General features: G+C 41.9%; 13 protein-coding genes, 2 tRNA genes and 1 pseudogene. 7 read left to right on the forward strand and 9 right to left on the reverse strand.

All coding sequences use genetic code 11. The features are described from left to right. The first annotated feature begins 42 nt into the window (after positions 1-42). The 4 genes from FIV01_RS15685 to FIV01_RS15700 all read left to right on the forward strand — a co-directional run bounded on the left by FIV01_RS15685 (position 43) and on the right by FIV01_RS15700 (position 4,625). Positions 43-1,014, forward strand: a complete 972-nt coding sequence (locus tag FIV01_RS15685) for a CobW family GTP-binding protein (protein WP_152431941.1) — start codon at positions 43-45, stop codon at positions 1,012-1,014. 433 nt (positions 1,015-1,447) lie between these two features. Beyond that, complete coding sequence (gene clcA / locus FIV01_RS15690; RefSeq protein ID WP_152431942.1) at positions 1,448-2,851, forward strand: H(+)/Cl(-) exchange transporter ClcA; 1,404 nt, start codon at positions 1,448-1,450, stop codon at positions 2,849-2,851. 67 nt (positions 2,852-2,918) lie between these two features. Continuing rightward, positions 2,919-3,878 (forward strand): TDT family transporter, encoded by a 960-nt coding sequence (locus tag FIV01_RS15695; RefSeq protein WP_152431943.1) that lies wholly within the window; start codon positions 2,919-2,921, stop codon positions 3,876-3,878. A 96-nt stretch (positions 3,879-3,974) separates the two neighbouring features. Then, entirely contained in the window at positions 3,975-4,625 is a 651-nt protein-coding gene (locus FIV01_RS15700; RefSeq protein WP_152431944.1) for a hypothetical protein, read from the forward strand. A gap of 48 nt (positions 4,626-4,673) precedes the next feature. Here FIV01_RS15700 and FIV01_RS15705 read toward each other — a convergent pair whose 3' ends face one another. The 4 genes from FIV01_RS15705 to FIV01_RS15720 all read right to left on the reverse strand — a co-directional run bounded on the left by FIV01_RS15705 (position 4,674) and on the right by FIV01_RS15720 (position 12,367). Further along, positions 4,674-6,788: a bifunctional glycosyltransferase/CDP-glycerol:glycerophosphate glycerophosphotransferase gene (locus FIV01_RS15705; protein ID WP_152431945.1), complete on the reverse strand. Its 2,115-nt coding sequence runs from the start codon at positions 6,786-6,788 to the stop codon at positions 4,674-4,676. Positions 6,789-7,013: 225 nt separating this feature from the next. Next, positions 7,014-10,055 (reverse strand): SbcC/MukB-like Walker B domain-containing protein, encoded by a 3,042-nt coding sequence (locus FIV01_RS15710; RefSeq protein ID WP_152431946.1) that lies wholly within the window; start codon positions 10,053-10,055, stop codon positions 7,014-7,016. Between the two features lie 12 nt (positions 10,056-10,067). Further along, positions 10,068-11,198, reverse strand: coding sequence for an exonuclease SbcCD subunit D (locus tag FIV01_RS15715; RefSeq protein ID WP_152431947.1), 1,131 nt, complete (start codon positions 11,196-11,198; stop codon positions 10,068-10,070). Between the two features lie 80 nt (positions 11,199-11,278). Beyond that, positions 11,279-12,367, reverse strand: coding sequence for a ketoacyl-ACP synthase III (locus tag FIV01_RS15720; protein WP_152431948.1), 1,089 nt, complete (start codon positions 12,365-12,367; stop codon positions 11,279-11,281). Positions 12,368-12,516: 149 nt separating this feature from the next. On the opposite strand from FIV01_RS15720, the pseudogene FIV01_RS15725 reads away from it, so the two are divergent. Next, positions 12,517-12,645: pseudogene (locus FIV01_RS15725) on the forward strand (thioredoxin TrxC); the annotation flags it as partial. Between the two features lie 281 nt (positions 12,646-12,926). Continuing rightward, positions 12,927-14,858 carry a gamma-glutamyl-gamma-aminobutyrate hydrolase family protein gene (locus FIV01_RS15730; protein ID WP_152431949.1) on the forward strand — a complete coding sequence of 644 codons (1,932 nt, stop codon included), beginning with the start codon at positions 12,927-12,929 and terminating at the stop codon, positions 14,856-14,858. 120 nt (positions 14,859-14,978) lie between these two features. Here FIV01_RS15730 and FIV01_RS15735 read toward each other — a convergent pair whose 3' ends face one another. Genes FIV01_RS15735 through FIV01_RS15745 form a run of 3 tightly spaced genes read right to left on the reverse strand, consistent with a single transcriptional unit; the run spans position 14,979 to position 22,479 of the window. Then, on the reverse strand, positions 14,979-19,679 hold the full coding sequence (locus FIV01_RS15735) for an OmpA family protein (protein WP_152431950.1): 4,701 nt from the start codon (positions 19,677-19,679) through the stop codon (positions 14,979-14,981). Then, positions 19,679-20,779 carry a TolB family protein gene (locus FIV01_RS15740; protein ID WP_152431951.1) on the reverse strand — a complete coding sequence of 367 codons (1,101 nt, stop codon included), beginning with the start codon at positions 20,777-20,779 and terminating at the stop codon, positions 19,679-19,681. Before FIV01_RS15740 ends, FIV01_RS15735 begins: the two co-directional genes overlap by 1 nt. 5 nt (positions 20,780-20,784) lie before the next feature. Continuing rightward, positions 20,785-22,479 carry a hypothetical protein gene (locus FIV01_RS15745; RefSeq protein WP_152431952.1) on the reverse strand — a complete coding sequence of 565 codons (1,695 nt, stop codon included), beginning with the start codon at positions 22,477-22,479 and terminating at the stop codon, positions 20,785-20,787. Between the two features lie 654 nt (positions 22,480-23,133). Between FIV01_RS15745 and FIV01_RS15750 the strand changes: the two genes are divergently transcribed. After that, positions 23,134-24,294 carry an MFS transporter gene (locus FIV01_RS15750; protein ID WP_152431953.1) on the forward strand — a complete coding sequence of 387 codons (1,161 nt, stop codon included), beginning with the start codon at positions 23,134-23,136 and terminating at the stop codon, positions 24,292-24,294. Between the two features lie 306 nt (positions 24,295-24,600). Here the strand turns inward: FIV01_RS15750 and FIV01_RS15755 are convergent. After that, a tRNA-Cys gene (locus tag FIV01_RS15755) sits at positions 24,601-24,674 on the reverse strand. 36 nt (positions 24,675-24,710) lie between these two features. Then, a tRNA-Leu gene (locus FIV01_RS15760) sits at positions 24,711-24,797 on the reverse strand. Positions 24,798-24,918: the final 121 nt, after the last annotated feature.

Consider the following 24,918-nt stretch of genomic DNA (forward strand, 5'->3'; position numbering starts at 1 on the left):
AATTCTTGAATAGATGTAGAAATGGAATGACGAACGATTGATATGCAAACACCAACAAACATAATCACAGGCTTTTTAGGTTCAGGTAAAACAACCGCCATACTTAACTTGCTCAAAAACAAGCCTGCCAATGAAAATTGGGCTGTGCTGGTCAATGAATTTGGTGAAATAGGGATTGATGGCGCCATACTCACACAGCAAGGAACGCTAGTAAAACAGGTGCCGGGCGGCTGTATGTGCTGCGCTGCTGGTGTGCCTACATCTGTCGCAATTACCTCTTTGTTGCGTAGTAAGCCTGACAGATTGATCATAGAACCCACGGGATTGGGGCATGCAGACAAGATCCTCGCAACTCTTACGTCTGAGCAATTTCGTGAGCATATTGACTTAAAGGTAACTATTGCACTGGTCGATCCGCGCAATCTCTCCAATCCAAAATATCTAACTAATGATAATTTTATTGAACAGCTCAGCATTGCTGACGTCGTGATAGGAAACAAGGTAGACCTAAGTACAGCGGCAGACATAGACGCTTTCAATGATTGGGTAGCTAAACAAGATCCGCCAAAGATCGATGCACACCTTGTCGAAAACGGTCACTTCCCGATTGAAATCCTCGACAACATAAGACGTAACGATCCTAATCAGAGGGTTAATTTACATACTCATCATGGTGATATTGCTAAACCTTTGACTCTCAGTAGTGGCCAGCACGTTCTTAGGCGAGAAAATAGCGGCCAAGGCTATTACAGTTGTGGTTGGCTTTTTAGCGCACAGGTAGAATTTTGCTTTGATGAATTACTATCCATGTTATCTGACCTAACGGCTGAGCGTATCAAAGGGGTAATGAAAACGGATAAAGGGGTAATGACTCTCAATATCTCTCATGGTGTAGTTTCAGTATCAGAAGCGTCAATGTCAGCCAAAGAAAGTAGGATCGAAGTCATTGATAGCCAGAAGCTACCTTGGGAGCAGCTCGATGCCATCCTTCAGCAGCTTGCTGGCCTTTCATAAACTCTAAACAACAAAAGGCGCACCAATCAGTGCGCCTTGTCCCTCGTGACTCAATCGTGAGCTTGCGAATCAGTGCCTTCATCTTCGACATTCTGATATTAATACGAGGATTTCTGCATATTTGGGTAAAACTTTCCATATTGTGTGTAAGGATAACTTTCTCTATGCGATTAGTTCAGATTTCCTTACCCTTTAATTGTCGTTTATATCGCTCAGAGATCAAGAAAACAAGTGTGATCTTCTGCCAACAAAATAAAACTTAATGCATATACTTTTCTTGCGTATTTGAAATTCAAATTTTCACTTTTGATAGATAACTATTACTCTCTTCAAGCGTATAATCAGCCCACTGATCCCTAACACCCTAAGCGACCATTTGCTTGAGCATCGGGCGCAGCACTGATACATACTCATAACAGGGACCAAGATAAAAATGAACACCAGAGAAAAGATCAAGCAATCCTTTTTATCTAAGGTGCCAAAGGATACGATTAATCAATTTCTCTCAAAAGACAAAACACCTCTCTCTGTTCTCGCCCTTTCTTTAATAGTAGGAATATTATCTGGCCTTGTAGGTACCCTGTTTGAGATGGCGGTTCACTTTGTTTCAGACACCAGAACTGACTGGTTGAAACAAGCCATTGGTCGTTTGCTACCGCTTTGGCTTGCAGCAATCCTGATTAGTGCTGCACTGGCTTTCATCGGATATTATTTAGTTCATCGCTTTGCTCCCGAAGCCGCAGGTTCAGGCATACCTGAAATTGAAGGTGCCATGGATGGAATACGACCAGTTCGTTGGTGGCGAGTTCTACCCGTTAAATTTTTTGGCGGAATGGGCGCGTTGGGCTCGGGTATGGTTCTGGGTCGAGAAGGCCCAACAGTTCAAATGGGCGGTGCGATTGGCCGTATGGTTACTGACATATTTAAGGTCAAAAATGATGATACGCAGCACTCATTACTGGCATCTGGCGCCGCAGGAGGACTCGCCGCCGCCTTTAACGCACCACTGGCTGGTATTATGTTTGTGGTCGAAGAAATGCGACCTCAGTTTCGTTATTCACTTATTTCAATCCGTGCCGTTATTATTTCGGCAATTTCTGCCAATATTGTCTTTCGATACATCAATGGGCAGGATGCCGTCATCACCATGCCCCAATATCAACGACCAGAATTGGCAGCGCTATGGCTTTTCTTATTGCTTGGCGCAATGTTTGGTGTATTTGGTGTCGCATTCAATCGTTTGATCAATCTTTCCCAGGATCTGTTTGTAAAGCTGCACCGAAATGATCGTAAGCGGTATTTGATTACAGGCAGCTGTTTAGGCGGTTTTTTCGGTCTAATGCTGCTTTACTTGCCCGAAATAACCGGAGGGGGGATCAGTCTCATTCCTACCATTACCAATGGAGGTTATGGTGCTGGGGTTTTAATCATTCTCTTTATCGCTCGTATTTTAACTACCCTACTTTGCTTTGCTTCAGGCGCACCTGGTGGCATTTTCGCTCCTATGCTAGCGCTTGGGACTCTATTTGGTTACGCATTTGGTCTTATCGTACAAACTTTGTTTCCAGAGCTTTTAATCTCTCCGGGCATGTTCGCCATTGCAGGTATGGGGGCGCTGTTTGCCGCCACAGTAAGAGCGCCCATCACAGGTATATTATTAGTTATTGAAATGACGAATAATTACTACTTGATTTTACCTCTTATTATCACGTGTCTGGGCGCTGTCATTGTGGCTCAATTCTTAGGAGGCCAACCTATCTACAGCCAGCTTCTGCATCGAACGTTAAAAAATGAAAAGTTACGCCAAGAAGATCTACCTTGTGAGAACAAATCATAGTTGCTAATTAAGCAACTGAATTGATATCATTATAAGGTTAATCAGATTTTATTTAGGATTTACGCAGTTGAACTGGAGACGCTTTCTTAAGTTTCATAATGTTCCTCCTTCACAAGCAGCATTGTCACTGGGCATCATTGGCTTGGGGCACGCTTGGGCGTTGTATGTTCCTGAAGTGGGTGTTTTTATCCGACCCTACCTTGTTGCAATCGGCGCCTTATTACTTACTCCTGTATTAATTAAATACCTGAGTAACTATCGACTATTTTTAAACGATCTCCGTAAGCCTCTTAACGGAAGCTTACTGGCACCCATGAGTATGGCGCTGCTGGTACTCTGCGATTATTTAGCGGTTATTTCCCCTTTTATCGCCTATCCATTATGGTTTGCTGCATTGTCGCTACACCTTACTATGATGGTTCTGTTCTTTTTTTTCCAAGCTAAAAACTTTAAGCTTGCTAATATTGTTCCGAGTTGGTTCTTGTACCCTGTTGGTCTTATCAGTAGTTCATTAGCTGGCACTAAATTTGGCCACAACGTGTTTTCTGAATCTTTAGTAACTATTTGTATCGCAACCTATTTTGTCATGTTGCCTGTCGTTCTCTACAGACTGATGTTTTTGGGCAGATTGCCAAAAAGAGCGCGACCAACTCTCGCTATCATGGCGGCGCCAATCAACCTATCACTTGCGTCATACTTGGTAAACTTTCGCCAGCCAGATCCAATTCTCACAGGAGCCTTGGCGGGCATAGCCATTACCATGACATTAACCATATACCTCTGTTACTTCCGTCTCATTCGGCTTAAGTTTCAACCCTCGATTGCCGCTGTGACTTTCCCATCTGTAATTAGCGCAATTGCTATGCATCGCTTAACCAGCTTTTTCGAACAATATCATCCTCATTGGCATTGGCTGCATAAGTTTGGTTTTTTCGAACTGACTATCGCTACAGGCTTGGTCATTTGGGTTACCCTCAGATATATCAAGATGTACTGGCCTGAATTAAATCTTATAAAATCAGCTTGAAGTAATCTGAATTAAACGGAATTCAAACCAGACACTATAGCTATCTCTGCTAATGATGCGTAGCATATTGGAATCTAGGTTCTTAAGGTGCTTACAATGTTTAATGACAAAGTCCAACTAAAAATCATCAATTTAATTCATAGAGCAGACCGCAAAGCAGAGAGCGTATCTGAATTAAAAAAATGCGGTATTACTATTGATGATGAGTCATTCTTTGAAGCTTACTATAAACCAGAGTGTGGCGCGTTAGGCTGCAGTCTGAGTCATGGTAACTTAATTGCCCATTATTTATCTTACTCTTCCAGTCCATACTTGTTAGTCTTGGAAGATGACTTTGAAGTCCAAGAGTGCGAACTATTTCTTTCTAGCTTAGAGAGAGTTTTGGACTGCTCTAACGAGTGGGATGTGTTTCTTCTTGGCAATAACCAAGCCATACCTATTGCAATGATCGATGATCAACTCGGGTTTTCTCGGGTAATCAACTCACAAACCGCATCAGGCTATATTGTCCATAGAAGCTTCGCTGTTAAGCTAATGAGCACGTTTTTTGAATCTGCACTCGGTCTAGAGCATTCAAGCAAGCTCCCTCTCAAGCTCAATAAACTCGTTAGCCATCACTATTGCTTAGATATTTTATGGAAGAAGTTACAAACTGAACATAGATTCATAACAAGATTACCCGCGTTAATTAAACAACGGGCGAGTTACTCGGATATAGAGATGAAAAATGTAGATTATGGTGTTTGATTAAGAAAAGTAGGTAACTGTCAGAACATTCTTGGACAGCATGTATAATCATAGTTCGATTCTATCTAGCTCGTCAGCCATTGTTAAAATTCGATTGCAATTCAATCTGTCATTATAATCAAAGAAGACATGTTCATCATTTAGATAGGTTATCTCATCATTTATTATTTTTTCAATATTTTCAATAACTTCGTCGCTATTATTACATGATGCCAAGAAAGGTGTTTCTTTATCCGTAATCATTTCCCCCCCCCGGACAGCAAGAAATGTTTCTTTGTCAAATGGGTAAGTAATCGCTGGCTTTCCTAATCTTATAAAGTCAAATACGACAGATGAATAGTCAGTGACTAATAACCGACCTGTAGACAACATATTTTCCCAGTTCAGATCTGACATATATTCAAACGAGACGCATGGGAGATTAAAGTCAATTTTAAATTTAGACATCTTGTGATGTAATACCAAAGTAATCTTATGATCATTTTCTCTTGCCCATTTTGACAATTTGGACGTTAGTTCAATAATGGAAAGGTAGTATTGGGAGTTTAGAAATTCATCCAAACTTTGGTGTTCTAGCCAATTTCTCCAAGTTGGAATATAAAGAATATTTTTGCATTGTTTTTTCGCAACTTCAGGAAGATAGTCATACCTCGAAAACCCGGTGACTTTAATAATATCTTCAGGAAATGAGTATTCGCTAATTAGATTTTTTTTCTCAAATTCAGATGAAACACATAGCATGTCTGGAAGTTCATTCCTGTACTTCATTGAATAGTAATCATAATAGAATGATGTACGACTGAGTGCCGTCACACCGTGCTGTAAAAAAATAAGTTTTTTACTATCTGTTATATTTTTATTGAATACTCCCCAATAAGGAGAAACATCCAACATTGACACATCAAAAAAATATCTTCTCGCCAGTCCAACATAAAGTAAGTGCCTAGGGCTGCCATACTTTAAGACATTACCATGCTTACTAGCTTCTTCAATGTTTTTCTCGTTAGTAACAAAATAACAGTTTATTCTCCTACCTACACCTTTAAAAAAAGCAAAACCATTGTCAGATATTGTCTTCCCTTCCCTTTCTCCTATAAGAGAAATGTTTACATTGGAAATTTTTGAAAAACAAAACCCTATATTGAATAGTAAAAATGACTTGATGAAATCATAATATATAATGGATTTTTGTCTAATAATATATTTAAATGCACTAAAGTTTAGATCGAAGATTACATGGCGTTTTTTTAAATCATTGTGATATATACTCTTTAAAAAAGTCAACTCTCTAGGGCTTAAGTATTTAAGCAGATAATAATTATATATCAGAAATGTTTTTACGTCCTTAATATCTTTACTTTTAAATGACTTAGTCTTAGAATATTCACCTAGTTTACTAATTAAATCTTTTATGAAGAAAAATTTTCTCATTTTCTTTTGAGTTTCTTTCTCAAAAGTACATAAAGTAATATCAAGGTCCATTGATGTGAGAATAGATTCTTTTATATCTTCAATTAAGTATTTATTACCTTCAGCCCTTTCTATATAGACGACCTTGTCAACAGATCCTATTCTTTTGGCTTTGCAATATCCATAAATACATGGCTTGCTATCATTTGAGTAATTTGAAAAATCTGAGAAAACTGACTCGTTATCACTTATTAAAAAATTTCTCCTATATATCCTATTGAAAGGGAATGTATTTTTTATCAGTTTTGGAGTTTGCTCAAAAGTAGTTGAATTGATTTTTCCTAGAAAATGAGTTGGGTTTATATATGCTCCGTTGTCTCCAACATACTTTGCCCAAGCAATTGCCATATCTAAACTATACTTTTCCGCATGTTCAAATAAAGAAATCAGTCCATTTTTAACAACATATCCATCTGATTTCATGAAGAACAAGTATTTTCCTTTAGCTTTTTTCATTCCTAAGTTAAAGCAATAACCATTTTCAGGAAAATCGCTTGTGATGACTGAAACCTCATCTAATTCAGAGTATTTATCAAATGAATAATTATTATTACTATCGGCTATGTTATAGGTTACAATAATTACTTCTATATTCAATTTTCGTATTTCTAACAAATCAATAGCATTGAGTATAGAATATGAAATATCTCTCGCTGGTACAATAATCGAGATATCTATTGTTTTACTTTCCATAATATTTTTTCTAAGCAATATTTGTTTAATATTAGCATAATAAGAATTTTGATGTGGAAAAATATTCCTGCTAATATTTAATAAACTTATAAGTAATCTATATATTATAGTTAGAGATGTCCTAATGGATACTCTGTCTTTCAAAGCCGGTATTCGTTACTGTATCGGCCAAATCACGAAAGACTGTAATTACGCTCATTGAGTAACAAGACTAACTGAGAACATTTATGCCCCAACAAGGGAGATCTTGCTTCCTGATCTTGATGAGTTCACATCCAGCCGCAGTGGCATCTGCTCTTTGAGCTCTGACACATGAGAGATAACACCTATCATACGCCCCGTTTGCTGAAGATCTACTAGAATTTGCATCGCCAAATCCAATGATTCAGGATCTAAACTGCCAAAGCCTTCATCGATAAACAAGGTATCAAGTCTTATCCCACCACTGTATGACTGAACAACATCCGATAGGCCCAGTGCGAGTGCCAGTGCCGCCATAAACGATTCTCCACCTGACAATGTTGCTACATCACGCGTTTTACCTGTGTACCCATCTTCTACCGATAAGTCCAACCCTCGGCCAGCGACACCTTTAAAGCCCTCGGTTTTACGTACCAGTTGATAACGCCCCTGACTCATGACTCTCAACCTTTGCGAAGCTTGAATCAATACATCGTCAAGTAATACGCCCAACACAAAGCGATGTAAACTAATTCTACTGCCCGTTTTTCCGCTCGCGACATCGTAAAGTGTGCCATAAACTTTATATTCGTCATCGAGTTGACTGTTTTTAGTTCGTAATTGGGCAATGTCCGAAGCCACCTTTTCCAAGCGATGGAAAAGCGATTGAGCAGCATCAAGCTCGCCTCGACACTTAACGTGTTCTGACTCAAGAAGCGTAACATTAAGTTGCTCTTCTTCTAGATTTGGCCGGGAAGTGTTGGCAAGTTCTTGCTCAATATCATGAATGGTTTGCTCGAGTTTTAACTTGGTCGAGCTATATCGCTCTATTTGCTCACGCCATTGTTGTATTTGTTCTGAACTAGAACGGCATTCCAGGAAATGCGCCAATGAGGAAAAGGAAGCGGCCTTTAAAGCATAATCCCACTCTGTCTCAGCCAATTGCGTATTGCTCCGCGCTACAGCCAGTAATTCTTGGTGGGAAGAAATCTGAGACTCAATATTGGAATAGCTTACCGTCGCGTTATGCTGTGACTCTTGCGCGTACTTTAACGCATCGTTAAGCCGTCCAATATTCTGCTGGAGATCTAGATACTCGGTATCAAGTTGGACAATAGAGTCATATGAGCCAGACATTGAGGCACGTAGCTGGTTCAACTGTTTGTTCAGCGCCTCAAGTTTTGCTTCATTGGCTGATATTTCTTCTCGCAAAGAATATATTTTTGCGTCACCGTTTTCACACCTTTGCTTAAGTTCCGCAACGACACTTTCTAACTTAGGTACATCAATGGCATCAAGTTCATGGTATCTTGCCTGTAAGTGCAAAAGCTTTTGCTCTGTCGATTCAATATCGAGAACAGCATCATCACCCAATTCCAGTTTGTATGAGTGAATCAGTTTTTCCTGCTGCTCACACAAGGAGTGATGACGCTCCAGTTCGTTCAGTGCCGTATTAAATTGATCTAATGCCGCGGTTTCAACTTGACGAGCTTGTTGCACATCCTGCTTATATACTTCCTTACCTTCAAATTCAGCTGGGCTCGGGTGCTCACAACTGCCACAAACTGGGCAAGGTTGGTTCGATTTAAGTCGTTTAGCCAGTACCGCTGCCTGAGCACTATGCCAATGCATTTCCAACTTGTCCGCATGTTGGCGTTTCTCTGCTAACCCTTTCTCTAACTGCTGCTTAGCTATACGCATAGTACCGGTTTGGTTGGTAAGCTGAACCTGCTCAGTGACCAAAGATCTCAATTTACTCAGGTCGGCCAATAAACGCTGGGTTTTCGCTATATCAGCTTGAAGAGAGACTTTCTCCGTAGTCCCTTTCCTTGCACTATCTAAGTCACATTCACTTTTCTTTAACTCTTCGAACAGCTGAGCTTTTAACGCTTGGTACTTTGCCATGGTGTGAACATACTCTTTACCTTGGGATTCAAGCATTTTTAGGTTAGTTTGCTGCGAGTCTATCTCTTTTAGTTTTTCTTTACTTTGCTCTAAATGAAAAAGTTGTTCGTTTAATCTAGGTAGTTGCTCTGCGTTTAATGTGGCTTTTTGTAATCCTTGCTCACACAAAGTTAAGTGGGTTTGAGCTTGCTGCCTTTCAATATTTAAAGTCGAGATTTTGCTTTCCAGCGCCTTGACTTGATTAAGACATGATTGCCAATGTTGATACGGCACATTGAGCTTTTCCGCGCTTACCGCAAGCTCAAGCAATGAGGTCATGTCTATTATTTTATCTTGCTGTTCTAAGTGAAGGGTGAGGCTCTTTTGACTTTGCTCTCGCTTAGAAAATTGACCAGCAAGCATCTTCGACTGCTCAAGTTTAATTTTCGCTTGATTAAGGCGTTCAAAGCTCGATTTTTCCTCTTGCTTAGCTCTAGCCAGTTGTTGGGTGATGTCTTCAATTTGAATATTCAATTCTTGCTCTGAAGACACTTCAGCAACTTTCAGCGCGCCTTGTATTTGGTTATCAAACTCTTCTTTAGCGGTAACAATTGACGAGGCTTTGTCTTTTAAAGCGAATTCAATTTTTTTGTAGATATCGGTTTGAAATAGCTGACCAAAAATCGCTTCTCTGTCTTTTGAGCTTGCAAGCAATAATTCACGAAATTTTCCTTGCGGTAGCACCATTACCTGACGAAACTGACTTTCATTTAAACCAAGTAGACTGGTCACTTCCAGCTTCACTTGAGCCGTTTTGCTGGTAATTAACCGGTCACTTTCGGTGATTTCATAAAGTGATGCTGTATGTTTGCGTGTTGTTGTACCCTCTCCACGCGACTTAGGCACTTGCTGCTCTGGTAGTCGAGTTACGCGGTAACGTTTTTCATGGAGCGCAAACTCAAATGTTATCTCTGTCGGTGTCGAGAGTGAGGCCAAATCACATCGCATGTGAGTTGCTTGTCGCTCATTGCCTGTCGTCTCTCCGTACAGAGCAAAACAAATCGCATCTAAAATTGAGGTTTTGCCCGACCCTGTTGGACCGTTGATTAAAAATAGAGGGTTGCTGCCTAATAATCGAAAATCAATAGTTTGCGTCGTTGCAAAAGGACCAAAGGCTTGCAGGGTTAACAATAGTGGTTTCATTCGTTTCCCCTGTTATTGACGGCTTAGCTGCATGATCAGGTCCGAAATCGCCTCATCTTGCTCGTGGCTTAAATCAGCATTCTGGGTTTCTTTAAAAAAGTCACGAAACATATCTACTTCACTGCGTGACAGTGTAGCGGCTGCCAATTCTTTCTCTACACCAATTAACATGCCCGGTTTATCAATATGTAATACGTTGGGGTATACACTGCGCAGCTTTTCCATCGGGTTTAGAATGGCGTGAGTATCCATTAAACGAACCAATAAATAGTCGTCATGATTAGGATCTTCTTTAGCTTGCTCAATGATGTTATTCAGTTCACCTTCGATAATTCGCATCTGATGCGGCGCTTTTAGATCAATATGTGTCGCTGACTTAAAGCCATTTTTATCAAATTCAACTAAGGTCACGCCCTTTTTCTGATGTTGTTCAGAAAAACTGTACTTCATTAGAGAGCCGGAATACCGGATGAACTCTTGACCTTTTTTTTGTGGTTGGTGAAGATGCCCGAGTGCCACATAATCAAAGTCGACAAAATGCTCGTGACTAACTCGCTCTGATCCACCTATACAAAGTGGTCTTTCCGACTCAGATTCTATCGCCCCATCCACAAAACAATGGCTGATCAATACATTTTTCTGCTTTGGGCTAAATCTAGACTTAATTTCACCAGCCAAGAATTTATGCGCATCATCGAACGTCGACACGGGTTGCTTGAAATAATGGCGTACCATTTCAGGATCATTATATGGCATGCCATAGAAGGCCACCTCTCCAGCATCTGTATCAATCACAACGGGTCGACACATGTCCTCAAAACTCGACAAGATATGTAATCCAGCACCTTTCATTTGCGACGAGCCAAAACCAAGCCTTTGTGCCCCATCGTGATTGCCTGGGATAAGAATAATAGGCACTTTGAGTTCATCACAAACCTGACTAACAAAATGATTCATTAGCTCAATTGCAGCTGTTGGCGGAACCGAACGGTCATAAATATCGCCCGCAATAATAATCGCATCAACTGGGTTTTCTCTCAAATACTCGACTAACTGAGCCAATACCGCCTTTTGGTCGTCAAGGAGAGAAACACTATGAAACTGACGTCCAATATGCCAATCCGAGGTGTGAAGAAACTTCATTTTGTTCCTAGATTCATTTAAATAGCTCAAGGCGCATCATATCATCTCGACACGCCAATTCACTAGTAAGGGTTAGGTGATCAGTAAGTAGTATGTTTCTTGCAGAAATTAACCGCCTCATCGATCAACTCAAGCACTGGTTTATCACACTCTGGCAATGCCGCGTCACTGGCACCTATTGGCGTGATTCGACTCCCCCATTTAACATGTGCTGCTCCCCAAGTTAACCCTGCGCCAAAAGCTGCTAGTAACATATTGTCATCGGCTTTAATGCGCCCTTGCTCTAGCGCTTCGCATAACGCAATAGGAATGGTCGCCGCTGACGTGTTACCATACTTTTGAATATTGATAAATGCCTTGTCTTGCCCAATACCGGATAAGTCACACAGGGTTTGAATAATACGTATGTTCGCCTGATGAGGAATAACCAAGTCTACGTCTTTTGTCGATAACTGACTTCTTTCTAACACATTATGGGCTGCTGCCCCCATGCCTTTGACGGCTCGCTTAAAAATCTCTTTTCCGATGAAATTGAATTCCCAGTATCCATTATCGGCAGCAAAACGGTTCATTGAACTGCCAAATTTAGGCACCGACAGTATGTCTCTACCTTGAGAGTCACAGCCGAGCTGCGCATTTTGTAAACCCACCGCGCTTTCTGATTGACTCAGTACAACAGCCCCCGCTCCATCACCAAATAACACGGCGGTTTCTCGCATGGACCAGTCAATAAAAAATGACAGTCGCTCGGCACCAATCACCAAGGCATGACGGTAACTTCCCGATTGCATCATCTTTGTTGCTGTTTCTAAACCATAAAGAAAGCCGGTACACGCAGCGTTTAGATCAAACGCCATTGTCCCTTCCATTCCTAAGTTTTGTGACACCTTAGATGCCATATTAGGAATAAGAGAGTCTGGTGAACAGGTTGCGATAATAAGAAGATCGATATCATTGATGTCCAAACCAGCACATGCGACGGCATGTTTTGCCGCAACCGTGGCAAGTTCTGAAGTGTCGACATGACTAATTCTACGATTCTCAATCCCTGTTCTGGTTCGAATCCACTCATCTGAGGTATCAAGAAAAGTACCTAAATCTTGGTTGGAGAGTATAGAGGGCGGAAGGCACTTACCCCAGCCAGTAATTTCTGCGTATGTTGTAGTCATTCGAAACCTTTATTTTTATTGTGTTAGATAGCCAACATAGTCGGTTGGAATATTTGTATTTTCAAAGTATAACTAGCGACTATCTTCTGTGTCACCTCATTGATAAAATCAACGTCACACTTGTGTAGAAAACTAACGAGAAAACAATCATGTCAACATTTAATACACGCTGCCCTTCTTGCCAAAGTATGAATCGAATCCCAACGAAAAGAGTATCTGAAAGCCCCAAATGCGGGAAATGTTCAAGCACACTGCTTGATGGTTTTCCGATAGAGGGGGTAATTAACTAAAAGACCGATTTGTCCGTGAACATTAGCTCAGCCCTTGTCACTCCTTGGTTTGAGAAGAAAAATCGATTTCAGAATCCTGAATTAACTTATCTATAATTGATTGAATATCAATGGTTTTTTCTCTCTTGTAAAATTCATAATTAAACTGAGTTTTGGATAAAAAATTGAATATAGCTAGGAATTAATTGATCGTTTCTTGTTCTGTTAGATTTATCTAAGTTCTGGCTTAACAAAATCTCAGGTTAAGTAACTTTTTTTCATAGGGGTATGTGGCTATTATAAGTGACAGAAAAGTCATTAAAAAGAGAGTCCCTACAGTGCTTAAATCTTCTATAGCAGCCACTAATTCTAAATATAGAGAATATCCAACTTTGGAATCTGGTGAGTTAAATACTTCTTTGTCTATCAAGATCAAGTCTATTCAAAGTTTAGTTGATCGACTAACCCCATCACAGGAAAAGCTTTTTGGAAAGAATTTATTGAAAAGAGAAAAATTATTAACAAAAGATTTTATAAATGATAAATTTTTAATTAGTTTTAATAGTGATGAATTAGATATTATAGAGAGTAAGCTTCGTAACTCTCTTGAAGAAACGCCCAGTATATCAAGAAAATCAGATGTTAAAATAGCTATGAGAGATAGAAAATATTCTCCAACATCACTATTGTTTGAATCAAAAAATAAGGTTGAACCTTCTTATTTAGACAATAAAAAAATAAAAAAAAATGAGCTAATTAAACTAATTGAAAAAGAATCATGTAGCAATAACGGCGAAAGAGTAGACCTAGGACAGCTACTGATAAAAAACGGATACTCAACAACAATTGAAAAAATAAACTTTATAGATACTAATTTACTCAAAAACATAAATATTAATGATATTACCTTTCATCAATGTAAGTTTAGTTGGAGTCACTTTACCCAATCTAACTTATCTAATGTCAGATTTTCATATTGTAAGCTTCTTAACGCATCATTTGAAAATTCCTCTATAAAAAACTGTCACTTTAATAAATGCAAAATGCGTGAATTAATGTTTACAGCGTCACGGATAACTAATTGCCACTTTAGAAGTAGTGATATAATTAGTACTAGTTTCGAGGACTCACAAGTAAAAGGTTGTCATTTTAAAAACATAACAGCTCCTGGGTCTCACTTCCTAGATGCTGAAATCAATGACTCCCATATTATTGAAAGTAATTTAAGAGACTGTTATTTTTTTAATAACTTAGACAAATTCGTTGTAACAGAAAAAGTAAAAAATACTGCTACTATTAGTAAACCTTTAGCTATAATCCCTGTTTATGCTGAAGTTCGAGGGGTTACAACTCCAAAAGCTTACATGAAAATGGCTAGAGAAGCGAATATAATACCTCTACGTATTTCAGTACAACCACAAAAAATTATTCCAGAGAATGTTAACAGTGAAGTTAGTAAATTACTTGTTAAAATAAGGTCAGAAAATAATAGTGGTACCCCAATTCCTAAACAATTATTAGAATTAGCAAAAGAAAACCCTGATACCTATCCTGAAATAAATAAAATTTTAGGAAAGTCTACTAACATATCAAAACATATTAATGCCTTTTATCTTCCTGGAGGAGAGGATATACCCGCTTCATTGTATGGCAAAGAAGATCATGAGAAAAACTCTTGGGGTGGGGATTATCGTCGTTCAATACTTGAGCTTTCAATTATAGATCAAGCTATAAATAAAGGTATTCCACTCATGGCTATTTGCCGAGGGTATCAGATGACAAATGTCTATTTTGGCGCACAGATAAAACAACACATAAAGGGGCATAAGGGCATTCAAAGATTTAGACCTAATAGTAAAGAAAAAGCAGGGTTATATGGTAAAGTATTGCAAAATCCACTCATTAGTGCCGTTGCTCACCACCAAGCCGTTCCCGAAAATAATGGAGCTAATGAATATTTGGATCCTATTATAACATATGAGGGAACTGTTAAAGCTTCCGAAATAAAATATCCGGGATCAGCACCTGCAATCTTACTTCAGTTTCACCCTGAATTTAATAAAGTTAAAACAGCTGATTCAATGACACAAGCAGTTACTGATATTGCACTCACATCCGTAATGTCATCATCCAATGATCAATTTTGGACTATACTATCAGACTCTGCTCAAACCCATCAGAATTATAAAAGAGTGAAGCAGGAGTTATTATCACAGCCGTGATTTAATTTCGTAGATGGTGTAGCTATTTAGTAAACGGTCATAAGTTTAAAAATGGACAAAGCCGCATCTCAACTGAGATGCGGCTTTGGGTCTAGGTTTCTACCATCTTATTTTGGAGGTTTAAACCTTAAGCTCGGCGACGGGGGCTTCGAGTGAAATGGTTTGTTTGGTGATCCAATTTTCTAGCCATTCGCTGCGTTTTTGCTCGTCGGTAAGGGTGCGCCAGTGACGGGCGGCGGATTCATTGTATATCTGCTCGCGCTCAACACTTTGCGACCATGGCATACCAGCAACGAGTGACTTTGACGCCGGAAGCGCTATTGGCTGTATTTCCAGCTCAAACTCTGTCGCAACATCGCGCTGAGCCACACTGAGCAGGGTAATTTCTGAACGTGTTAAGCCACCCTGTGACACTATGTCACCAAAAGGACGCAGCCCATTGAGTTTTCGACCGTTTGGCGCAACGTAAGCAAGGTCAAATTTCATCACATGAACAAATTTATCACCGCAGTCTATGAGCCTGTCTTTTAGCTCTTCACGTTCTTGGCTGATTTGCTCTAGTGCCTGACTTGCAAAGCTGACAAGATCGGCCTCTAAAGCTTCATTGTCCTCTGGCTCACTTTGTTTCCACGTCATCATATAACTTGGCGTTTCATAAGGGCTAGTTGCAGGCCGCTCTATCCCAACCTCAGCCTGACCGACGTAATGCATTCGACTGGCCATTTTCGGCCCCGCACATTTATCAAGCCCGCCAAGCTGCATTTCCACAGGGACACTCATAGGATCAAGATGCATGGTTTGATAGGTCTCTTTCTCAAACTCGTCAGAGATCACGGCAACATATAAGGATGAGGGTGTTTCTTTCGACCAATCGAAGCTATCGCTATCAAAAGCAATACCTTGATCAAGCGACATTGAACTGCGGGTGCCTTGCTTGAAGAACTTCAGCTCAGAGCCGACTCTCAGCGCAGGGAGCACTATCAAGTCGCCACCCACAATCGCAGGGGTGTTTTCTCTTTGGTTAACCGATGGGCTGGTAATAAAGTCCTCAATCAAGAGATCGGACCCTTTTAGGCGTACCTTCTGCATGTGCTGGCCATCATACAAGGCTTTACTTTGTGATTCGTCAAACACGCCATAGTCAAAACGGGCATCTCTTGCGGGCACTTCGCGCGTTAAGGTGAGAACTTGTGTATCCGGCCTTGTTGCAAGAACAATCTTACCGTTGAGCTTAAACAAGTATTCCAACTGGTGAGCGCCATTACTTTCAACCCACAAATCAAACGCCCCGTTTTCATCGGTAAGGGAGCGAATATCCTCGATAAGGTTGGTTTGGTATAAGGGTTTTATCCCTGGTATCTCTAGTGCGCCAAACCAATAGGTCGGCTCAAATTCAAACCCCGTTAAAGTCTCCTTGCCCTGTTTGGCAAAATAGTCCTCAAGCTGGCTGTCTTGTAAGGTAAAATCGCTTTGCTGCTTTGGCCCCATCAGCAAACTGTATGAAGGGCCTTCAATATCAAACAACAAGCGAGACACCTCATAAGAGAGGTCGCAGTGAAAGAGCGTTTTACTGTCTTCTGAGGCCGCTGCGGTGAGCAATACCTGAATTTTAACCCTTGTAAACGGCCCTATTTTCCCAGCGCTCGGTTTATTTAAATTGCGTTGCTGATCGAGCCAATCGGCATGAGACAGCCAAGCGTTAGTCTCGTCATCAAACACCAATAGGCGGCTAAAGCCCACATCCGCCGCCGTTAAATCGGGCTTAGACATATCAAAGTCCTTACTGAATTTCTCCAGCGCTTTTTCGCCTTTGTCGAGGTAAATGGCGGTTTGGACAGGAAAGCCGGTATGAAATGCGCCGCTGATGCTCCTTTTACTAACATAATAAGGGTCGCGGCGATGTGATGACGAAGAGAAACGATTGAGCCAATTGTGCGCGAGCGTATTGTAATTATGCTCGGGAATTTCCCAGTTGTCATTCATCACATAGGTTTCAATGAAATGGTTAAGTTGGTAATCTTTAACAATGCTGCCACGCGTTGTAAAAGGGTTGAACGTTTCTTTTAAACGGATACGCGCCAACAGCTCAACCAAGCTATTGATGGCATAGGCTCTGAGAAGAAAACGCTTTAACAGCTCTTTTGGCAAGTCTTGATTGTCTAGATGGTCGGCCAATTGCTCGGCATTGAGTTCTTGGGCTTCAATCTTTTCATTGATGTTAAGATATTGCTGAATGATGTTGCGGTTGATTTTACCCAGTGTCTTAAGTTCACTTTTCTTCTCAAACGCCTCTTTAAACGAGGTGTACACTCTTGAACTATTCATTTCATCGAGCAAGGTGAAGGCGGTGTCTAACACATCCAAGCCGGTTGAGCCGATAAAATAGGCCCCTGCCGCCGGCGCAAGCGGGGTAAACATAGCGATACCGCACAGCGCACCAATCGCCGATTGCAGCATGTCACCTTGCTGTTTGTCTGCGTCTATCAAGTAGCCCTGCCATAGCTGATGCAAGCTCTCTAGTTTGAGCGTGCCTGTGCGACTTGGGGGTAAAGACACGGCAAAATCAGGGACCACCAAACGCACTTCTACTCGGCGGTCAATGGCAATATCTGCACTGTCGGAGCGGTCATCGTGGTCTTGATATTGGCTTTCATCGTCGTAGTAACGGCGCGTACTGCCAAAATAGACATAATGAATGCGTTTTTCGAGCGCTTGGCTATCTTGGGCATAACTGACTATTTTTTCGGTGACGTGTTGCGCTCGCCACTTAGACAGCTTTTGATTGTTTTTCTCACTGCCTATTGGCCCTGCGTGGCCCTCAATCACCACCTGATAACTTAGATTCGCTTCTAACAAGTGGCACAACTTCTCACAAAGGCTGTCAAAATCACTGTTCAGGGGATGCTGCTGATTACTGACCTCAGCCGAGTTAAATTGGAAGTTAAGATTGACCGCAATGCCTTGCTTATCGACGCGAATACGCGCCTGCTCTCCAAGCTGCTCTTGCAAGGATTCAGCTTTACTCTGCCATTTGGTTTTTTGGTCTGATTTGCGCACAAAAGTCACTTGCTGTAAGTAACTTTGCGACAACTGCTCTAGCTGTTTAAACGCACTGTCAGCGCTGTCTTTCATTTCAGAAAAGCTTTGATAATCATTATAAAACGTCATCACCTCAGCCACAGTATTGACAGCCGGCACTCCTTTGGAGATGAGCTGCCCCCATGATTGAGACAACCGCCCTATCACTCGGGTGTACTCTTTGTTTTGGTAGAGGGCTTTCAACGCTTCTAGCTCACGCTTTAGGTACGCGCCATCGACTACCTTCTTTTTAAAAATCAGCGCCAGCGTTTTTTCAAAGGTAAGACCTCGCCTAGAGATATTCTGGGCTTGGTTCCACGTTTTAAACGCCTCGCGATTGGCCGATACCGCTTCTCTAAAGGCGATGCCCGCAAGCGCAATATCAGGGATAAACTCTTGGTCGATATTATCTTTAAACGCACTGCCTATGGTGGCGGCAATTTCAGCCGGTGCCTCAATAAACGCAAGGCCATCCATTAGGCTCACATCGCTTGCCAGCGACTCATAGGTTTTGATCGCTTGAGTGGAAAGCGAAAATGCGCCAATACCCGCCACCGCATCGGCCTGATAAAACTGACCTTCGCTGGCGTAGTCTTTATATTCTGGCAGTTGATTAGGAAACTGATGGATGATCAACTCTTCAAGCGACAGCATATCGCCGCACACATGGGCAATTTTACCCAGCCCACCGTTGGCGCGAAACACCAAGCGTTCATGCAGCTCATAGGAGTAAACATCTTGAGGTTTATCATCTGTGACATTTTTTTTGCGAAAGTCATGGCTGAGGTTACTTTTGGTGACGCTATCTGGAAGCTTAGCGCCTTGATTTATTTGCTCATACTCTTTTTGCCAAAATTTAATGCGCAGCAGGTAAAAGCCAGTGTCTATCTCTTCAGGGTCAAGATTAAATAAGGCGCACGGCAAATAGTCTTGACTGCCCTCTTTGGCTGTTTTCACTACCCATGCACTCGCCACCAGCTCTTCAGTGGCAGCATCTGGATTTTCAGCATCAATATCGTCGATTGGCCGAATCAGCGACACCTCGGCGCCTTTATACAGTGGGTCACTAAATACCACGGCCAGCGTATGATAGCTAGGCACCACAAAGCCCTTAATCGGCGTCTCTGGCGCGGCCATTTTTTCTTCGCGCCAGTGATTATACGCCTTCTGCTCCTCGGTTAGGGGGCTGCCAACGCTGGCTTGATAGGCAGGGGCAAGCTGGCTTGGTAAGATTTGGGTTGGGGTAAAGCTTACACCCTGATGTGTTGGCAACACTTCTTTTGCCAAGGATTTTAGCGCGCCGCCTAACTGAGTGACTGAAATGGCGGTATCACTGATTAAATGCGCCAGCAGTTTAACTGGCGGAAAGCTCAGCTCATAATCTTGACTATTTAGGCTGGTTACCCGCGAGCCATGGTGCAATAGGATTAGGTCTGTGGTATCGGCCATTTGCTGGTTTTGCGGCTCAGGGACTAGAACATCGCTACTTGGCTGGCCAAGGCCTAAATTCATCAGTTTACCAATTTGATTGCTGGCCCAAAGCTGGCGATTATCGACTCCAGTTATTGCATTAACCATGACCGGCGCATAAGGGATGGGGCGAATTTTCCCGTTAAGCGAGTCTTCAGTGGTGAGGTCAGCGGATTGATGCCAATCATCAAAAACCATCTGATCGTCATCATTTCTATACTGTTTAAAGTAAGTACCAAATAGAAAGTACTCATCGGTATATTGCTTAACCATTACTTCGCCTCCTTAAACCAGAGACCATTATTGGCAAACGCATTATACAAACTATTATGCTCTATGGTTCGGTTCATACCCAATGGCCGCCATTCCCATTCTTTATCGGTTTGATAGTCTCTTACGGCAAAGGTGGTCATATGCTTGCTGCCACCAAAACGGCCATTAAGGCCTAAAATATAAGGCATCATGCCCGATTTAATCATTTGCGCCGTTCCTTTCTCCATATCAACTTTAAAAAGATGTGTTCTATTGATAGCCCATGCATATTTACCCGTGGGGCTAATAGAACGGTCCAACGATCGGGCATCAGCGACACTTAGCTCTTTACCCCAAGAGACTTGTTTCATCTTTTGGTTCGAAAGCCCTGCATACTTTATTACTCCAAAATGTTTTACTGAGTATAGGTTACCTTGATAAAACACATTGGTATCCGTCATTGGAAGATCGGACGGCACTACTTGTTTGGTTTCAATATCCCATTTATAAATAAGGTCTTTAGTATCGGTAAAGTACAGTGTTTTGCTGTCTTCGGTCCAAGCAAAACGCGGCACACCATAATTATCGGCCAATGAATAAGTCTGACCGGTTTTTAAATCGTACACCCGTTTTTCTCGACCATTGCCATACGCAAGGTAGCGGTTATCTGGCGAGCGTACCATTTTCCCATAGCCATCACTGGTCATATTATCCAGCACCAAGCGCAAATCAGTGCCATCGGTTTTCATGCTCCAGATTTTGGTTTGCCCTTCATAGGCGCTGTACATAGGGTCGTTTTTATCGCCCATATTGGCCCAGTAAAATTGAACCCGAGGCAAATCATACGAGCTGACATCATTGAGATCTTCTCTTGGCCACTCTTTAGCACGATAAATATAATATTTGGGAAAAGGTTGAATTTGGCTGCGATCCTTACCATCGGTAAAGTGATTTTTTTCGCTGTCTACCATTTCATACCAATTGTTTTCCGTCACATAGTGGCGATCGGGATACAATTCTTGTTTGGTATATTGACGAGGCGGCGTGTTTTCTTGGTCAGATTCAGCGCCGCACCCAACCAACTGGGCGGCTAAGATCAAACCGATCAACCATTTGTTCATTGTTGTTATCCTGTAAGTTCAGAAACCGGCACATTGGCTTCGACTAATACGTAGTGCTGGGCGCCGCGACCATGATCGCTGTGGGCTGCCCGTAAAATATCCACCTGTTTGACTTCAGGAGGCGGCGCGGCAAACCTTAGCAGCAAATTGCCTTGCTCATTGGTTGCCGCAGAGCGAAAATACGCGCGTGAAGACCACTCAAATTCACTATTTTTCAACTCAAAGAAATCATCGGTTTCATCCGCGATCAGCTCTTTACGATACTCAATCACCAGTCCACCGGAATTAGGCATATTAACCCCTGCAATATTGGTTTTGTGCTGAGCGTCAAGTAATGCGCCTCCACTTGCGCCTTGGGCCGGATGCGACAAACATAGAACCTTGTCTCCTGACTCCGAAAAGACTTGGCTCTCACTGTATTGACTCAGCTCACTGAGCGGTATCGCGCAAGAGGCAGGGTCTGCCTCAAGATCCATGACTTGGTCATTACTTAGCGCTTGTTCGCTGTAGTGTAAAAACAACGAATCTTGCACCTCACCTTTGAGTTTGTAGGGAACCCAAATGTGTGGCAATGGCACCCCATCGGGCTTTCGTTGATTGCCTTGATCGACTCTGTGTGGGCTTGGCAGGGTCTTTAAGGTTATCGGCTCTAGGTCTAAATGGGGGAAGACAAGTTCAACCTCTTTTTCGACTAAACCAAACACACGCTCGGTTTCATTTTCAGACAGCTCACTGCGACACACCACTTTGCCATTTTGTTTGATCTCAAATGGCTCCGAGCCATAATGATGATCGTTAAGTACTGTACTTAGATCAATATTAAGGTGGCGGAAAGTAAGTTCTTTCTGCTGATAGTAGTCAAGGTTTATATCACGAAAATAGCCGTTGGGCTGAATGGCTAACTCTCGCCATACCTTGTTGTTCCAAACGATATAGATATAGCCTTTATCACGCAGGGCCATACCACTGCTGTTCTTAACAACGGGCAAAACAGGGATGAGTACGTTATCCCATTCGCCCATTTGAGCCTCTTTTTCTACAGGCTCAATATCATCAGCTAACTTAAGCTGGATCGGTGCGAATCCTGAGCAGGGAATGTTGAGATACAAACTTCTGCTATCAGTTTCTAATCCCTTAAAAGTAGCAAGACTTCGGTGAGACGTTTCCCTATCGCGCTTTGGGCTGGCCTTAGCATTGTTTTGCTTACTGGTCTGACCCAGGGACAAATAAGCTGGTGTGTTGTTCCATTGTCCAGCGAATTCAACCACGATTTTATGCTCTGGGGTCGGCTGGGTGGGGACATAGGTAATAGTGGGTGCGAGCGTTGTATTATCGGTAATTGGCGCGTAGTTTGCTTTTCTGTAAGTGACGGGCGCCTCTTGAAGCTCTGCGACTTTTTTTGCTAAAAGTGGCATGCTGCTTAATTGGGGTGCCGACACAGGCGAAGAATGAGGAGACATGGAAAGCGCCACCGACTGGCCTTTTTTGAGTTCCCCTTTTAATCGTTCAAGGTATGAGGCTACATCTCGTTTTTTATAAGGCTCAAGAGAACGCTGCAAAAAAGCCGGCAACAAGGCGTGGATCTCACTGGCCCGTTTATAACCTCGCATTTGCCACGGCACTTTTTCTGGTAACACAATATAGGACAGGTGCTCAGGCTTGAGCTGATTCGCCAAAATAAACCGACAACTTAATCTCATTACTTACTCCAAAACATAGCTATCACCTTAAGCGGGCAATATTCGCTTATGGGGATTCAGTCAGCGCGACCTAGCCCTATTCATTGTTTGTCCATCCATCAGATACCGGTACACCTAGGTGCTTAAAAACAAGACAAACTCTGAGGGGTATTCTACAAGAAAGGCGGCTGTCATTCTTACCAAATTAATAGGTAAAGTGCCGGATTTATTAAGAATTTTGACGTTTTGGACACGAGTCACATCATCTGATGTGGCTGAAATTACGACCAGCGAACAAAAAAAACACTCGATTTGTAAAAATAGTTACTGCAAGTCAGACAAACCTAGCATCTAGACACAAGATTAGAAGCATTCCAACAATAATGCTGCCCAAAGGTTGTGAAAGAGTCGACTGTTAAAATTAAACACTGCCTAAAAATCATTATAAGCAATGAGTTAGTGAGGCTTATGAGAAGTTAAAAACACCAGAGTTTATCCTAGAGAAGGGCAAATTAAGTTTAATTGATACGGTCTTTTCTTTGTTTTGAATCATAAAACGCTTCGAAAAAAAATTTTTATCGAAACGACCAAAATTTTTCGTTTTACCCAAAGCACAAATAACCTCATATTCGCGCCAAATTTATTAACTATGACTTATATTAAGAGGCGACGACATTGGAAAACATTCTTGCTCCTGCAGCAAAAGCTCGCATTTCAACCCCTGTTATTGCGCTGGCTCTTTATGCGGTAGCTTCAGGCTATTTAATGAGTCTGATCCCACTTATGCTACCTTACTATGGGCTGGACAGCTCATTAGCGAGTTGGCTAGCAAGTGTGTTTTATGTTGGTCTTTTGCTTGGAGCGATCATTATTGAGCCTATAGTGAGTCGCTTGGGTCACAAGCATACACTAGGCCTGTGTTTGGCAGTATTTGCCATTACAAGTCTAGTTATGCCGATCTTGACACATTCATCGGTCTGGTTAGTCGCTCGTCTTGTGGCAGGCTTTTCTGTAGCTGGTATCTTTGTCGTCGTAGAATCTTGGTTGCTGCAAGGCTCTCCGTCTATTCGCGCTAAACGTCTTGGTTTGTATATGGCGGCGCTTTATGGTGGCAGCGCAATTGGACAATTGGGGATCAGCTATGTGGATGTCGGTGGGTATGTGCCTTTTCTCATCATTGGCGTCTTGGTTTGCTCGTCTATTACTGTTGTTTTATTTGGACGATGTGAGCAGCCTCAGTCCGAGTCCATTGCACATTTAACGGCTAAGCAAATTTTAAAGCTCAGTCATGCCGCCATTATTGGTAGCATAGTATCAGGGCTTGTTATAGGGGCTATATATGGCATGATGCCACTTGAGCTTGCAGATCAGGGAATTGAAAACTCCGATATAGGCTCACTGATGGCGCTTATCATACTCGGCGGGATGTTGGTGCAGCCGGTGGTGCCTTGGATGTCGAAATATTTAGGCCGTACACTATTAATGGCGTTTTTCTGTCTACTAGGTACTCTGGCGGTTAGCTTGGTTATGTTTGATGACGATATGCGCTTAATGGCATCAGGGCTATTTTTGCTTGGTATGGCCGCCTTTGCTTTGTATCCAATCGCCATCAACCTTAGCTGTGACAATCTAGAGGCAAAATACATAGTATCAGCAACTCAAGTAATGTTGTTTAGCTATAGCATAGGCTCAGTATTAGGCCCTGTTATTGCTGACCATTATATGTCTCAAGAACACTCTTTACTGGGATATTTGTTCTCTATCTTGCTTGCAACGTGTCTATATATGCTTGCTGCAAGCTTAAAGTTCAAAAATCATGTGGTAGCCGGAGAATAAGTTGAACTGTCTCTTTCTAATCTAAATGGAGCAATGATTCATCCGCAAATTTTCGATGAATCATTGCTCAATAACATTTTCCCGCTTTTTCTATGGCCCAGTGCTAAATTCTTTAAGCACTATATGAAAAGTCAGATTGATTTCTAGTGTCGTTGTTGACTAAGAATATCACCCCAATTATGAAGAGAAATTGGATTTGTCTGTGTCTAAATTAAGAAGGAATGATTAAAATTTAGCTTGTTCAGGATTTTCTAAAGGCAAACTGAAACTAACGGTTGATGGGATATGTGGCTAGTCTAGTAGTAATGGAGGCGCGTCCCGGAGTCGAACCGAGGTCCACGGATTTGCAATCCGCTGCATAGCCACTCTGCCAACGCGCCTTACATTGTGTCTCTTTTCCGCACGGAAACTTTAGATGGTGCCCCGGGCCGGACTTGAACCGGCACAGCGCGAACGCCGAGGGATTTTAAATCCCTTGTGTCTACCAATTCCACCACCAGGGCAACGCAATCATGCGATGGTAACACCATCTCAGCGGGCTGTGCCGCTGGAACGAGGCGTACTTTAACCTATTGTGATGTCAGGTCAACAAAATTTTTATCTTTTTTATTCAGATGGTTAAAA

Origin of the sequence: Vibrio aquimaris, assembly GCF_009363415.1 — a bacterium.
In the GTDB taxonomy this organism is placed as follows: domain Bacteria; phylum Pseudomonadota; class Gammaproteobacteria; order Enterobacterales; family Vibrionaceae; genus Vibrio; species Vibrio aquimaris.